A 13,155-nucleotide genomic window follows, 5' to 3' on the forward strand; every position below is an offset into this window, starting at 1 on the left:
ATGAATGATTCACGACGTCCGTACGATGCGGTGCAACCGGAACCCGTCGATGACAACGAAGACCGCATGGGCTCGGTGCGTGAGCTGGATTTCGACACCGAAGAACCCAGCGCCAGAATCGGTGACGAACCGCCGGAAAAGGAGCGCGAGCAACGGATGCCGCGCCAGCGCGGACGCGAAGCGGGTCTGACCGGTGCTTCGACCGGTGACGATCAACCTACCGACGACGACCTGAGCCCGGAAACCCTGATCCGTGAAGACGGCGCCCGGGATGCCCATGAGGCGGGCGATGATAAGCGCGCGGATTGGGAACTGAGCATCGTCGATGAGGACGATATTGGCGGCGGCAATGGCCTGGATGAGGCTGAACTGGCGCGGCGCGATCCTCTCGACAAAAAACGTTGAGCTCTACGGACATCCGTAGGAGCTGCCGAAGGCTGCGATCCTTTGATCCTTGAAAAGATCGCAGCCTTCGGCAGCTCCTACAAGCTCAATCCACCAAAGTGCAGGCCATGACCACCGCATCTTCGCGCCCGCCCACCGCCGGGTAGTAATCCCGACGCCGGCCGATCTCGTTGAAACCATATCGCTCATACAGCTTGAACGCAGCGGTATTGCTGTCGCGCACTTCCAGGAAACACTCCCGGGCGTCGGCCTTGTAGGCAATCGACATCAAGTGTTCAAGCAATGTCAGCCCCAGGCCACGGCCCTGGTTTTCCGGCTTGACCGTAATGTTCAGCAGGTGCGCCTCGTCGAGGATGATCTGCACCACACCGTGGCCGACCTGTTGCTGACCTTCGAACATCAGCCAGATCTGATACTTGCCCAGGCCATCGAGGAAAATCCCGCGGGTCCAGGGATGGCTGTAGGCCGCGTATTCGATTTTCAGTACAGTCTCCAGGTCCGCCTCGGTCATCGGGCGAAACAATACAGCGTCACTCATTCGATTCTTTCCAGCGCGCCATCAGCCGACGCATGGCTTGCCAGACATCAGCCTTACGCTGTGGCTCTTCCATTAATAATTCCAGGCCCGGCACCGCCCAGGCCGAGCCCAGGCCTTCGATCTGCAATTCGCGATTGAACGCCTCGGCATCCGCTTCGCCGGCAAATCGCACCGCCGGCAGGCCGATCAGCCACAAACAGGCGCAGGGCGTTTCTTCCATGCGCACCGAGAGAAAACCTTGCACGAAGTCGCGGGCCGCTTCCGGGCCCTGATCCATCGTGCCACGCACCAGCAGCGGCCAACGCACCGGCTCACCGACGATCTGCGGGCTGTCCGGCAGACCGGCGGCGCGCAGCATGTCCTTGAGCAGCAGATAGGCAGGATCGCGCGTCTGGAAGGGTTCGCCTGTGGGTAACTCCACCAGCAGCAGGCAACGCCCGGCCCGTAGCAATTGCAGGGCGAAACGCGGGGGGGGCACGACCGGCGCCTTGACCACGACCGGGGCTTCTTCGGCCTCTTCCACCGGTTTGGCCCCGGTGCGAGTGCTCGCCAGCGATGGCCGTGGCACCTCGATCTTCGCCCGCTCAGCCGGCTTGACCACCGGCGCCACGGGCGTCTGAGCCACAACTGCTGGCACGACAGGCGCGACCACAACCGGCTCGGGGATCTCCTCCAGCAGCTCGGGCCGCGACGGCGCGGCAAAGGGCAATTCGGTGCGCGGCAGCCAGTTGACCACCTGCATGGCGGCCAGATAAGCGCGACGACGGGACTCGATAAGCAAAGGTCGGCCACTTGTGGATAACTAAAGTGCGCTGATTCTACCGCCGTTCGCTCAAGATCGCCCGCAGTTGATCGATGCACTTTACCGAAAAGAAGGCGACAGCCCGTCCCGAGATTGAATCGCATTGCCCCCGATGCAGTACAATCGCGGCTTTTAATCGCCAACCAGCCGGCCATTCCGATGATCGAACCCAAGCGCGTCTTGCGCGCCCTCGCTGAACACTGGGCACTTCTGGAGCCACTGTGCGAGCACTTCGACCAAGGCACACTGAGCCTGAACGAACTGCGCACGCAACTGGCCGCCCAGCAACTCGACAGTACGCCGCAGGACATCACCAGCCTGCTGGATGTGTGGATTCGCCTCGATATCCTGGTTCCCGTGGCCAAAAGCCCGAACCGTTTCGAGCTCAATGCACAGATTCACGACTTCCTCGCCTACCTGCGCCGTGAACACCGCCTGGGCCTGTGCCTGGAAATCGAAGCCTACCTGCGTCACCTCGAGCGTCTGGCCGGTTATATCCAGGACGCGTTCGATATCCGCGACGGCAATGACCTGGCGCGCCAGTTGCGCCTGCTCGACATGCGCGTGCGTGACGTGCTGAAAAAGCTCGATAACGACGAACAGGCACTGGTGGCCGTCGCCGAACGGGCGAAAACCAGCGACCGGCAGATTCCGTTGCGCCAGCGTTACGCTGAAGTGCTGGCGACCTGGGACGAATACGTCGAGCCGATGATTGATCTGGTGAACGCCGACGGCGCCTTCGAACAAGGCGTGCGCAAGGTCGAAACCGTCCTGCTGAAGATGCTCAGCGAACAGCAACGCCTCGGCCACCTGGTCGACGACGACATGCTGCTGCGCACCCACGCGCGCATCCTCGAAATGCAGACCAGCGCCCAGCTGACCCTGCGTCACGCCCGCGAGCTGCTGTTGCCGCTGCGTGAAGAAGCGCGCCGGCACAACGCCGTGACCCGTGGCGCCGCATTGGCCCTGTCGATGATCCGCCGCAAAGGCATCGACGCCGTGCCGCAAGCGGCGATGCCGATGTTCACCCGTCCGCAGAGCACCTTCCTCGGTAGTGCCAGCCAGGTCGAAGCCTACGTTTATGCGCTGGCCCGCTTCGAACCGAAACCGGCGCGCTTCCCCAAGGCCCACAAGACCCAGAAAGGCGAAGCGCCACGGGCGCCACGCACCGTTCGGGAAATGCTCGAACGCTGCGAAGACGCCTTGCCGATGCCGGACCTGATGACCTGGCTGCTGGAGCAGGAACCGGACGGCGCCACCGACGAATTGCTGTACTGGTTCTCGCGCCTGTCGCGGGAGAAACGCTTCAAGCGCGAGCGTCTGGAACGTCGCCAATACCATACCCACGAGCACCAGGTCAGCCTGCGCTCCTTCGCCCTGCTCTCGGTCAGCGACACCGCCGCCGAGGATTCTGCGAGCACTCCCTATGCATCTTGATCTATCCGAACTGTCCCATCTGGCACCGATCTTTCGCGAGCTGTTCAAGGGTTACCACGTCAGCCGCCGCGATCCGGAGCTGTACACACAGTTGTCGAACTTTCAGGACCAATACCGCACGCTGTTCAAGGCCCTGGGCTTTGAACTGGTCTGCGACACCCGCGGCTTCTACTACTTCGTGCCGGACCTCGCTGCCGCCGCGGTGAACAAGACCGCGCAGCGTCTTGCGCTGTTCACCTTCATCCTCGTCGAGCACCTGGCCGACCAGGGCCGCGACCCGATCTCCGTGCTCGATGGCGGCAGCCTCGGCCGCGATGAGCTGCCGTCGTTGCTGGAAAAGTACCGCGACCTGTTCATCCAGGCCGAAGTGCAGACCCAGGACGAGCTGGAAGAAAAGATCATGCGGCGCATGACCCAGCTCGGCTTTGCCAGCGAAGAAAACGGCATCTACCGTTTCCTGCCGCCGATGCACCGCTTCCTCGATGTGTGCCTGTCGGTGCAGCAGGACCGCGATCTGGCCGCCAGTCTGCATAGTGTCCTGCCGTTGCCGGTGCCGGTACTGATCGACGAAGACAGCGACGAAAAACTGCTGCAGACCGACGATCCGCTCGACCTCGCGGAATTTGAAGACGAAAGCGAAGAAGACGCCCTGGCCCGCGCCATCGCCGAAGAACAGGAGCTCGACGCATGAGCAAGGAACGTTACGGCATCCGCCGCTTTGCCCTTTTGAACACCGCCGGCTACAGCCTCGGCCTGTTCCCGCTGGAAGAGCCGCTGTCGGTGTACGGCGCGAACAACCTCGGTAAATCCGCCTCGATCAACGCCCTGCAGTTCCCGATCCTGGCGCGCATGTCGGACATGAGCTTCGGCAAGTACAGCCTGGAGCAGTCCCGGCGCTTCTACTTCGCCTCGGACACCAGTTACATCCTGGTCGAAGTGAACCTGCCCCACGGCCCCCACGTGATCGGTGTGGTCGGCCGCGGCCCGGGCGGCGGTTTCGGTCACCAGTTCTTTGCCTATGCCGGCAAACTGGACCTGGCCCACTACCAGAAAAACGACACCTGTCTGCGCCAGAAAGAACTGTTCACCAACCTTGAGCGCGAAGGCCTGAAAGCCTACGAGCTCAAACCGGATGAACTGCGCCGTTTGCTTGTCGGTGGTCACACTTCGATTCCGCTGGACCTGACTCTGATTCCGCTGCGCTCCACCAGCGAGCAGAGCCTGAAGACCTTCCGCGCACTGTTTATCAACCTGCTGCACATGCGCGAAATCACCGCGGCCAAGCTCAAGCAGCTGTTCCTCGATGCCTTCGAGCACAGCCTGCGTTCCGGCAGCGTCGATTACATCGCCGCGTGCGAAGAAGCGTTCCGCGATGTACGACGCATGGAGCAGGACTACAACTCGCTGGTCGCCGCCGGCCCGCTGGTCGAAGCCCTGGCCAACGGCGTGAAGCAACGCGAGATCCTGCGCGGCAAGCTGCACCGGATCTCGCCGCTGCTCGACTCCTTGCTCGGCACCTGGTCGGACTACGCCAGTGCGCGCAAGGAAGAACTGACCATTCAGGCCGAGCACTACCGCAACGAGCAGGATGCCCTGCAAAACGACCAGCGCGGTGGCACCCAGGAACTGATGCGTCTGGAGCGGGAAATCACCGGCATCCAACGCTGGCTCGGCGAATTGTCGGTGCTCAAGCATCGCTTTGCCCTGGTCGATGACGTCAAGGTACTGGAGCAGCAACTGCTGGCCGCCAAGGACGCCCACGACGAACTGGCCGGTGCGCTGGCGCAGTCTCGACAGTTCAGCGCCGAAGACCTGGACGAGCGCCTGCGCGACCTGGAAAAACGCCTGAAGTCGGTCAAGCAGCAACTCGATCACGCCGACAACAACAGCTACGCCCGCCTGCGCGAAGAGTTCTCGCAACAGGACGTCGAACGCCTGATGCGCCTGTTCAACAGCGCACTGTTCAGCCTGCCGCTGGGTGAGCATGGCATCACCCTCGACGAGAACGGCGACTGGGTGAAATCCGTGGAACTGATCCTCGACGGTTTCAAAGGCGAACACTTCGAAGTGCCGGGCCTGTCCATCGACATCTCGCACATCGAGCCGCCGGCATTGCAGGCCCTGGCTGACCGCGCTGCATTGCGCGACCAGAAGGAACGCCTGGACAAAGAACTCAAGCAACTGAAGACCCAGCAGGCCGTGGCCGCCGACCGCGCCGCGAGCAAGACCCAGACCGAAGCGCTGTACCAGCAAGTGCTGGACGCACAAAAAGCCCTGGAAGACTTCCGTCGCGCGCAAACCCTGAGCGCCGAGGAAGGCGACAAGCTGGAACAGTTGGCGCAGATGGAAGCCGCTCAGGACGAATTGAAGCGTTCCAGCGACGCCTTCACCGAGCGCGTCCAGCAACTGTCGGCCAAGCTGCAACTGGTCGGCCGGCAGATCGGCGACATGGAAGCCAAGCAACGCACACTCGACGACGCCCTGCGCCGTCGCCAGTTGTTGCCGGCGGACCTGCCGTTCGGCACGCCGTTCATGGACCCGATCGACGATTCCATGGACAACCTGCTGCCGCTGCTCAATGACTATCAGGACAGCTGGCAAGGCCTGCTGCGGGCCGACGGCCAGATCGAAGCGCTGTACGCTCAGGTGCGCCTCAAGGGCGTGGCCAAGTTTGATAGCGAAGACGATATGGAGCGTCGCCTGCAGCTGCTGATCAACGCCTATGCGCACCGTACCGACGAAGCCCTGACCCTGGGCAAGGCTCGCCGCGCCGCCGTGACGGACATCGCCCGGACCCTGCGCAACATCCGCAGCGACTACGACAGCCTCGAACACCAACTGGCACTGTTCAACCGCGAGATCAACAAACGCCAGGTCTCCAACCTGCAAAGCTTCCGCATCGTGCTTGCACCGAACAAGGAAGCGCTCAAGCACATCGACCAGATCATCCACAGCGCCGGTCAATACGAAGAAGGCGAAACCCTGTCGGTCTTCGATCTGAGCCAAAGCGCCGAGCAGGACAACAAGAACGAAGAGGCCAAGGAATACCTGGCGCGGCTGGTAGCGGCCAACCACAACCAGCTCGGCCTCAAGGACTTGTTCGAACTGGCGTTCGAGATCACCAAGGTCAACGGCCATCCGGTGATCCACACCGACATCGACGGCGCCGCTTCCAACGGCACCACCATGACCATCAAGGCGCTGACCAACATGTACTTGTTGCTGCACTTGATGGACCGTGACCAGGCCGGTCGTGTACGCCTGCCGTACTACCTCGACGAGGCGGCGGACATCGATGAGAAGAACCAGGCCGCATTGCTGGAAACCAGCCTGCAACTGGGCTTCGTGCCAATCCTGGCGAGCGTGAAGCCGCAGGTCTGCGCCAGTGTCGCCATCGACCTGGAAGGCGGCAGCGGCCCGGCCGGCATCTACATCGATGAGGCGGACTGGAAGTACATACGTCGTCACGATCAGGTAAAGACGACGGTCAATGAACAAGCGGATGAACCGGAGCTGGATGCGGTCTGACGCTTGAATCGAAGGCAATGAAAAAGGCCGCGCTCCAATGGATTGCGGCCTTTTTCATAGGTGTGTCATTTAGCTTTGCAGTGAACTTCAGGGCCTCTTCGCGGGCAAGCCCGCTCCCACATTTGATCGCATTTCTTCGGGAACAACCCAGTCCCCTGTGGGAGCGGGCTTGCCCGCGAAGGCGTCATCACTGACGACACATAACCCTCAGACTATTTACCTAGCGAAATCTTCGGCGCCCAACCCAGCCATTCCTCTTCGAACTTGTCGAACAGCGCAAACGTCTGCTCCGGTCGCGCCGGGCTGCCCATGCGCTCGCCATCCGGCGTGGCGAAGGCGACACCGCCCTGAATCATCGTTTCCAGCGATTCAGTGCGCACCGTTGCACCTTTGAACAGACCGACATCGAAGTCGAAACCGCTGGTGTTCCAGAACCGTGTACCGCTGCGTACCAGTGGTGCGTACTTCGGCTCGATCAGGATATGGATCAGGACGCGATCAGCGGTCTGGCCCAACTCATAACCGGTCACCTTGCCCACGGTGATTTCGCGATAGGTCACTGGTACACCGGCCTTCAGCGAACCACGACGGGCTGCGCTCAGCACCAGACTCAATCCCGCTTCCTGCTTGGCAGTTTCCGGCGCGGTGGCCAAAGCGACAAAGTTCTTTTGCGGCCCCAGGTTCTTCGGTGCTGGTTGTACCTCGATGTATTGCCCGGTCACCAGGGTTTCGAGGTTGGACGTCTTGATCAGGCCCAGCTCAGGCTTGACCACCCAGAACTGACTGCCGACCCGAGCGATGCGCTCCGGCACTTCGGTAATCCGCGCGGTCAGCAACACCGATTGCAGGTCCTCGCTGAGATCAACGTCCTCCACCTTGCCGACATCCAGCCCCTTGAAACGAATCGGAGTGCCGGTACGCAGGCCGTCAGCGCGATCGAGCTTGAGCGTAATGACTTCGCCTTTCTGCGTAGCGTCTTCGTGGTTCGCGAACAGACGGAAACGTGGAATACGCTTCTGCAATGGGGCGTTGTCCTGCGGGGTCTCGAAGGCAATGCCGCCGGCCATCAAGCTCTGCAACGACTCGCTTTTAACCTGGACCCCACCGGTCAGTCCGCCCGTGAGGGTGATGCCACTAGCGTTCCAGAAACGCGTCGAGGCGTTGACCAGGCCTTCGTATTCCTTCTCGATGTGCACGCCAATGATCAGTCGTTTCTTGGTGCGTGAGAACTGATAGCTCTGTACGGAGCCGACTTTGACCTGCTTGTAGAGAACCGGGCTGCCGACTTCCAGCGAGCCGAGATTTTCCGTGAACAACACCAGGTGCAGGCCGGGTGCACGTAGGTCCAGCGGCGGCGCCTTGGACCGAGCCACAAACTCCCGTTGTGGTGCCGAACCCTTGTCGCCAGGCCGCACAGCGATGTAGTTGCCTTTGACCAACGCTTCGAGGCCGGTAATCCCCGCCAGGGAAATCGACGGTTTGACCACCCAAAACTGGGTGCCTTCGACCAGGTAATCCTCGGCCAATGGGTCCATCGTCAACTCGGCGGTTGCGCCGGACAGATCCGCATCGACCTTCAGCGTTTTCAGGCTGCCAACCTGAATACCCTTATACATCACCGGTGTGCGACCGGCCTGCAAGCCGTCGAAGTCACTGAGCTTGACCTTCACCCGGATACCGGCGGCGGCGGCGTCAAAGTCTTCATAGAGCCTGAATGGCAGGCTTGGGTCAGTAGGCGGGCTGTCCTTGCGGTTTTCAGGTGTAGCGAACGCAATACCACCGGCGACGATGCTGGCCAGGGATTCACTGCGAACCTTCACACCCGACAGATTGGCGTCGATGCTGATGCCGCTGGCGTTCCAGAAACGTGTGTGCTTGCGCACCAGCTTGGCGTAAGTCGGCTCAATGAAGACCTTGAGCTCGACAGTGTTCTGGTCCTCGGACAACACATAGCTTTTGATCTGGCCCACTTTGATCTGTTTGTAAAACACCGGACTGCCACGGTTCAGCGAGCCCAGGCGGTCAGCTTTGATGGTCAAGTGCAGACCGGGTTGGGCATCGGAAAGCGGCGGTTCCTGGGCCAGGGCCTTGAACTTGCGGACGGGCTCGCCTTCCCCCGGGCTGATGGCGACATAGTTACCTGAAACCAGCGTCTCAAGACCAGTGATCCCTGCCAACGTGACGCTCGGCTTGACCAGCCAGAAACGCGTGCTGGTTCGCAGGTATGGCTCTACGTCCTTGTTCATTTCGATGCTGGCGATCACGCCCTTGGAACTGCCTTCGTCATCGAGCTTGAGGCTTTTGACCTTGCCGACCGACATGCCTTTATAGACAACTTCGGTCTTGTTGGCCTGAATGCCCTCGCCACTCTCAAAACGCACCTGAATCTCGATACCGGTCTCGCTATAGGCACGCCAGCCGAGCCAGCCGCCGATGATCAAGGCGATCAGAGGCAACACCCAAATGGCAGACCAGTTCGAAGCCGGTCGGGTTTTCGCTACAGGCAAATCAGTCATGGTCGTCGTCCGACTCCGTGTTATCCCAAATCAGTCGGGGATCAAAAGTTACCGCGGCAAGCATCGTCAGAATCACCACCGTGGCGAAAGCGATGGCGCCAAGATTGGCTTCGATGCTGGCAAGCCGCCCAAAATTCACGACCGCCACGAGGATGGCGATCACAAAGATATCGAGCATCGACCAGCGGCCGATGAATTCAATGAAACGGTACATCCAGATGCGCTGGCGAGCCGAAAGGGGCTGACGGCGCTGCACGGAAAACAGCAGCAGAGCGATGCCTACGAGCTTGAAGGTGGGCACCAGAATACTGGCAATAAACACCACGGCGGCAATGGGGAGCATGCCGTAGTGCACCAACTCGATCACACCCGCCATGATCGTGCTGGGTGCTCCTTTACCCAAGGAGTTCACGGTCATGATCGGCAACAAATTGGCCGGGATGTAAAGAATGGCGGCGGTAATCAGCAGTGCCCAGGTGCGCACCAGGCTATTCGGGGTGCGGGCGTGCACCAGCGCTCCGCAGCGTGTACAGACTTGCTCATCGGTATCAGCTTCCTGCCTGTTCAATTCATGACATTCCTTACAAATCAGAATGCCTGCATCAATCGCCCGCATGGGCATCCTCTCCTGATAACGCTTGCCAGATCTGGTGAGGCGACATTACGACCTCGAGCCAGACTTGAATCAGCAACATTCCAATGAAGCACACCAGGCCGAGGCCTACGGTGATGGCTGCCATATCTGCCAGTTTTACGATCGCCACCAGTACGCCCATGAAGTAAACCTCGAGCATCCCCCATTCGCGTATATGGTGATAAATGCGATAGAGCAACAAGCCGTAGCTGCGTCCGACATCAAAACGGATACTCAACAATACGGCCAGTTGGCACAGCAGCTTGAGCAGCGGGATCCCCATGCTGCACAGGAACACAATCACTGAAACGCTTTGCATGCCTGTGTCAAAAAGGGCGACAACACCACTCCAGACGGTGTCTTGCGAAGATTGCCCGAGTAGATTGAGCTGCATGATGGGTAAAAAGTTCGCCGGCATAAACAACAACAAGGCGGCGATGACCAGGGCGAGACTGCGCTGTACGACGTTATACCGATTGGCATAAAGCTCGTAGCCACAGCGCGGGCACAGGGCCTTTTCGCCATGGGCGAGTTCGGGTTTACGCATGAGCAAGTCGCACTCATGGCAGGCAACCAGATTTTCTAGTGGTAATTCTGACAGCCCTTTGGCGTCAACCGAATCCGGCATAAGCGCTCTGACTCTGAAAAAGTTGGACCTATTCTAGTGTCCCGGGACAAAAATAACTGCGCCAATTTGTGCTTGATTGATCGTGCTTTTTCTACGCCCAAAACAAAACCCCAACTGCTTTCGCAATTGGGGTTTCGGAATTTAATCTTGACGATGACCTACTCTCACATGGGGAAACCCCACACTACCATCGGCGATGCATCGTTTCACTGCTGAGTTCGGGATGGGATCAGGTGGTTCCAACGCTCTATGGTCGTCAAGAAATTCGGGTACTGAGTCGTGGCCGGTTGGCCTCGCTTCAGCAAATTGGGTATGTGACAGCTAGGTGTTTTGTGAGTATCTCGAACTTTCGGTTCGTTTCGTCTTCACACACCGCAATCTGGCTTTTAAGCGCAAATTGCTTGGGTGTTATATGGTCAAGCCTCACGGGCAATTAGTATTGGTTAGCTCAACGCCTCACAGCGCTTACACACCCAACCTATCAACGTCGTAGTCTTCGACGGCCCTTCAGGGGACTCAAGGTCCCAGTGAGATCTCATCTTGAGGCAAGTTTCCCGCTTAGATGCTTTCAGCGGTTATCTTTTCCGAACATAGCTACCCGGCAATGCCACTGGCGTGACAACCGGAACACCAGAGGTTCGTCCACTCCGGTCCTCTCGTACTAGGAGCAGCCCCTCTCAAATCTCAAACGTCCACGGCAGATAGGGACCGAACTGTCTCACGACGTTCTAAACCCAGCTCGCGTACCACTTTAAATGGCGAACAGCCATACCCTTGGGACCGGCTTCAGCCCCAGGATGTGATGAGCCGACATCGAGGTGCCAAACACCGCCGTCGATATGAACTCTTGGGCGGTATCAGCCTGTTATCCCCGGAGTACCTTTTATCCGTTGAGCGATGGCCCTTCCATACAGAACCACCGGATCACTAAGACCTACTTTCGTACCTGCTCGACGTGTCTGTCTCGCAGTCAAGCGCGCTTTTGCCTTTATACTCTACGACCGATTTCCGACCGGTCTGAGCGCACCTTCGTACTCCTCCGTTACTCTTTAGGAGGAGACCGCCCCAGTCAAACTACCCACCATACACTGTCCTCGATCCGGATAACGGACCTGAGTTAGAACCTCAAAGTTGCCAGGGTGGTATTTCAAGGTTGGCTCCACGCGAACTGGCGTCCACGCTTCAAAGCCTCCCACCTATCCTACACAAGCAAATTCAAAGTCCAGTGCAAAGCTATAGTAAAGGTTCACGGGGTCTTTCCGTCTAGCCGCGGATACACTGCATCTTCACAGCGATTTCAATTTCACTGAGTCTCGGGTGGAGACAGCGCCGCCATCGTTACGCCATTCGTGCAGGTCGGAACTTACCCGACAAGGAATTTCGCTACCTTAGGACCGTTATAGTTACGGCCGCCGTTTACCGGGGCTTCGATCAAGAGCTTCGCGTTAGCTAACCCCATCAATTAACCTTCCGGCACCGGGCAGGCGTCACACCCTATACGTCCACTTTCGTGTTTGCAGAGTGCTGTGTTTTTAATAAACAGTCGCAGCGGCCTGGTATCTTCGACCGGCGTGGGCTTACGGAGCAAGTCCTTCACCCTCACCGGCGCACCTTCTCCCGAAGTTACGGTGCCATTTTGCCTAGTTCCTTCACCCGAGTTCTCTCAAGCGCCTTGGTATTCTCTACCCAACCACCTGTGTCGGTTTGGGGTACGGTTCCTGGTTACCTGAAGCTTAGAAGCTTTTCTTGGAAGCATGGCATCAACCACTTCGTGTTCTAAAAGAACACTCGTCATCAGCTCTCGGCCTTAGAATCCCGGATTTACCTAAGATTCCAGCCTACCACCTTAAACTTGGACAACCAACGCCAAGCTGGCCTAGCCTTCTCCGTCCCTCCATCGCAATAACCAGAAGTACAGGAATATTAACCTGTTTTCCATCGACTACGCTTTTCAGCCTCGCCTTAGGGACCGACTAACCCTGCGTCGATTAACGTTGCGCAGGAAACCTTGGTCTTTCGGCGTGGGTGTTTTTCACACCCATTGTCGTTACTCATGTCAGCATTCGCACTTCTGATACCTCCAGCAAGCTTCTCAACTCACCTTCACAGGCTTACAGAACGCTCCTCTACCGCATCACCCGAAGGTGATACCCGTAGCTTCGGTGTATGGTTTGAGCCCCGTTACATCTTCCGCGCAGGCCGACTCGACTAGTGAGCTATTACGCTTTCTTTAAAGGGTGGCTGCTTCTAAGCCAACCTCCTAGCTGTCTAAGCCTTCCCACATCGTTTCCCACTTAACCATAACTTTGGGACCTTAGCTGACGGTCTGGGTTGTTTCCCTTTTCACGACGGACGTTAGCACCCGCCGTGTGTCTCCCATGCTCGGCACTTGTAGGTATTCGGAGTTTGCATCGGTTTGGTAAGTCGGGATGACCCCCTAGCCGAAACAGTGCTCTACCCCCTACAGTGATACATGAGGCGCTACCTAAATAGCTTTCGAGGAGAACCAGCTATCTCCGAGCTTGATTAGCCTTTCACTCCGATCCACAGGTCATCCGCTAACTTTTCAACGGTAGTCGGTTCGGTCCTCCAGTTAGTGTTACCCAACCTTCAACCTGCCCATGGATAGATCGCCCGGTTTCGGGTCTATTCCCAGCGACTAGACGC

Annotated in this window: 9 protein-coding genes and 2 rRNA genes (1 of these 11 running past the window's edge); 4 read left to right on the plus strand and 7 right to left on the minus strand. The window is 58.8% G+C overall.

Annotation, left to right across the window (positions count from 1 at the left end; translation table 11 throughout):
* The gene (locus tag AC3IP0_RS24035; protein ID WP_489317238.1) at positions 1–405 is read left to right on the plus strand and encodes a serine kinase/phosphatase; all 405 of its coding nucleotides are present in this window, start codon (positions 1–3) and stop codon (positions 403–405) included.
* An 85-nt stretch (positions 406–490) separates the two neighbouring features.
* On the opposite strand, the gene rimI is transcribed toward AC3IP0_RS24035, so the two are convergent.
* Together rimI and AC3IP0_RS24045 are read right to left on the minus strand one after the other, a co-directional pair.
* On the minus strand, positions 491–943 hold the full coding sequence (rimI, locus tag AC3IP0_RS24040) for a ribosomal protein S18-alanine N-acetyltransferase (protein WP_489317239.1): 453 nt from the start codon (positions 941–943) through the stop codon (positions 491–493).
* Complete coding sequence (locus AC3IP0_RS24045) at positions 936–1,685, minus strand: energy transducer TonB (protein WP_489327835.1); 750 nt, start codon at positions 1,683–1,685, stop codon at positions 936–938. The genes rimI and AC3IP0_RS24045 overlap by 8 nt, the downstream gene beginning before the upstream one ends.
* 219 nt (positions 1,686–1,904) lie before the next feature.
* Here AC3IP0_RS24045 and mksB point away from each other — a divergent pair, with 219 nt between their 5' ends.
* Genes mksB through mksF form a run of 3 tightly spaced genes read left to right on the plus strand, consistent with a single transcriptional unit; the run spans position 1,905 to position 6,710 of the window.
* A complete protein-coding gene (gene mksB, locus AC3IP0_RS24050) occupies positions 1,905–3,182 on the plus strand; it encodes an Mks condensin complex protein MksB (protein ID WP_489317240.1) in 1,278 nt (425 codons plus the stop codon).
* The gene (mksE, locus tag AC3IP0_RS24055) at positions 3,172–3,873 is read left to right on the plus strand and encodes an Mks condensin complex protein MksE (protein WP_489317241.1); all 702 of its coding nucleotides are present in this window, start codon (positions 3,172–3,174) and stop codon (positions 3,871–3,873) included. Before mksB ends, mksE begins: the two co-directional genes overlap by 11 nt.
* Positions 3,870–6,710, plus strand: coding sequence for an Mks condensin complex protein MksF (gene mksF, locus AC3IP0_RS24060; protein WP_489326070.1), 2,841 nt, complete (start codon positions 3,870–3,872; stop codon positions 6,708–6,710). The genes mksE and mksF overlap by 4 nt, the downstream gene beginning before the upstream one ends.
* A gap of 212 nt (positions 6,711–6,922) precedes the next feature.
* Here mksF and AC3IP0_RS24065 read toward each other — a convergent pair whose 3' ends face one another.
* From AC3IP0_RS24065 to AC3IP0_RS24085, 5 genes are all read right to left on the minus strand, one after another.
* Entirely contained in the window at positions 6,923–9,226 is a 2,304-nt protein-coding gene (locus AC3IP0_RS24065) for a PqiB family protein (protein WP_489317243.1), read from the minus strand.
* The gene (locus AC3IP0_RS24070) at positions 9,219–9,842 is read right to left on the minus strand and encodes a paraquat-inducible protein A (protein ID WP_489317244.1); all 624 of its coding nucleotides are present in this window, start codon (positions 9,840–9,842) and stop codon (positions 9,219–9,221) included. The genes AC3IP0_RS24065 and AC3IP0_RS24070 overlap by 8 nt, the downstream gene beginning before the upstream one ends.
* On the minus strand, positions 9,829–10,488 hold the full coding sequence (locus tag AC3IP0_RS24075; protein WP_489317245.1) for a paraquat-inducible protein A: 660 nt from the start codon (positions 10,486–10,488) through the stop codon (positions 9,829–9,831). The genes AC3IP0_RS24070 and AC3IP0_RS24075 overlap by 14 nt, the downstream gene beginning before the upstream one ends.
* 145 nt (positions 10,489–10,633) lie before the next feature.
* Positions 10,634–10,749, minus strand: a 5S ribosomal RNA gene (rrf, locus tag AC3IP0_RS24080).
* 151 nt (positions 10,750–10,900) lie between these two features.
* Positions 10,901–13,155, minus strand: a 23S ribosomal RNA gene (locus tag AC3IP0_RS24085); it runs 639 nt beyond the window's last position.

This window comes from Pseudomonas sp. GL_103 (assembly GCF_057835175.1).